Source organism: Stenotrophomonas sp. 05L44_2 (assembly GCF_056665995.1).
In genome coordinates this window covers 1-1,242 of the sequence record NZ_JBFTNR010000958.1, presented here as the reverse complement: position 1 = coordinate 1,242, position 1,242 = coordinate 1, and the positions used below count along the sequence as shown (strand labels likewise).

1 protein-coding gene is annotated in these 1,242 nt (G+C 68.0%); it reads right to left on the bottom strand.

The window, feature by feature from the left end; all coding sequences use genetic code 11:
* Positions 1–47: 47 nt before the first annotated feature.
* On the bottom strand, positions 48–866 hold the full coding sequence (queF, locus tag AC1VAN_RS22300; RefSeq protein WP_312964111.1) for an NADPH-dependent 7-cyano-7-deazaguanine reductase QueF: 819 nt from the start codon (positions 864–866) through the stop codon (positions 48–50).
* Positions 867–1,242: the final 376 nt, after the last annotated feature.

Sequence of the window (1,242 nt, the reverse complement as noted above, 5' to 3'; positions counted from 1 at the left end):
GCGCTCGCCGGGCATGGCCCGGCGCTACCTGTAACCGCCTGCGGCGGTTACTGCCGCAGTTCGCGGTAGGTCGCGGCCGGGGCGGCAATGCCAGGGCTGGCGCGCCACGGGTTGATGTCCAGGCCACCGCGACGGGTATAGCGGCCTTCGACTTCCAGCCACTGCGGCCGGCAGCGCGCGGACACTTCACTGAAGATGCGCTCGACGCACTGCTCATGGAACTCGGCGTGCTCGCGGTAGCTGACCAGGTAGCGCAGCAGGCCGGCACGATCAATCTGCGGGCCGCGGTAGCGCAGGCTGACAGTGGCCCAGTCCGGCTGCCCGGTGACCGGGCAGTTGGACTTCAGCAGGGCCGAGACCAGGGTCTCCTCCACCAGCGCATCGGCGTTGGCCGACAGGTAGTCCGCCTGCGGCGGGCCATAGCAGTCGATGTCCACCTCAAGGCCGTCGATCGACTCGCCCAGCGGTGATTCGCGCAACGCCGGCAGGCCGAACGTGACCTGGACCGGGGCGCCGGCGCAGGCCGACAGGTCGGCGACGAGGCGCTCGCGCAGGGCTTCGGCACTGTCGATGCGGGTGCTGTTGAGGGAGTTCAGGTACAGCTTGAACGACTTCGATTCGATCAACCGCGGCGAGGTGCACGGCACCTGCACGGTGGCGACGGCGACCTGCGGTTTGCCACGCGGGTCAAGCCAGCTCAGCTCGAAGGCGTGCCAGCGGTCATGGCCGACGAAAGGCAGCGCGGCCTCGTCGAGGCCGATCTCGGCACGGGCGCCGACGCGCGGGATGGGAAACAGCAGGCCGGGATCGTACTGCGACGGGTAACTGACCTCGCGACCGAGGCTGGAATCCTGTGGGGTGTTCATGGTGCTTATTGTATCGCGCGCAGAGCGGGCCTTCGGCCGGGTCGGCCAACGGCGGAGCCCCTCCGTGGTGGGGTTGGTTGGTCGCGGAAAGCCCCGACTCCCGGGTGCGGGCCGGGCGGGTGGGGCTGGCGGGGACGCCGTGAATCCATCCTTGGAGGCTTAGCCGCGCCATCCATGGCGCGGATACCCCGCCACCCCCACCCGCCCGGCCCCCAGACACATTTCTGCCGCCGATCCACCACGGGAAAGATCAGAAAAACAAAATCAAAAGCCGATACTTCAGACGTTCATGATGTCCGCCGTGTCGACCAAGGTCGACACCTACCAAAGCAGGATGTCGTTCCGACAGCCGCGGGAAGCTGTCGAAGGCGGGGTG

What these genes read in the sequence shown, in the direction of transcription:
- queF (WP_312964111.1), bottom strand. Translation starts at nt 866, where the DNA reads ATGAACACCCCACAGGATTCCAGCCTCGGTCGCGAGGTCAGTTACCCG.